Annotated in this window: 1 protein-coding gene; it reads left to right on the top strand. The window is 56.7% G+C overall.

From position 1 onward, the window contains the following. Positions 1-240 (top strand): dehydrogenase (locus tag LN415_08030; GenBank protein ID MCJ2557033.1); only part of this gene is annotated, 240 nt, incomplete at both ends.

Below are 240 nucleotides of genomic sequence, written 5' to 3'. Positions count from 1 at the left end.
TACCCATGTACTTCTTCATCGCCATATGGGGAGGACCGAACCGCCACTACGCGTCCATCAAGTTCCTCGTATACACGCACGTGGGCAGCGTGATAATGCTTCTCGGAATCTTCGCCCTCTATCTCAGCTCAGGGGACTTCACCGCAGACGGAGCGAGGACGTTCAACATGATCCTGTACCTCGAGGCGGCCCAGACGGACCCGCTCTTCCTGCAAATGAGCCTGCAGATCCCGCTATTCA

The organism is Candidatus Thermoplasmatota archaeon (genome assembly GCA_022848865.1).
Classification (GTDB): Archaea; Thermoplasmatota; Thermoplasmata; order RBG-16-68-12; family JAGMCJ01; genus JAGMCJ01.
Note: the sequence above shows the minus strand (reverse complement) of the source record. Positions and strands in the feature narration are given on the sequence as shown.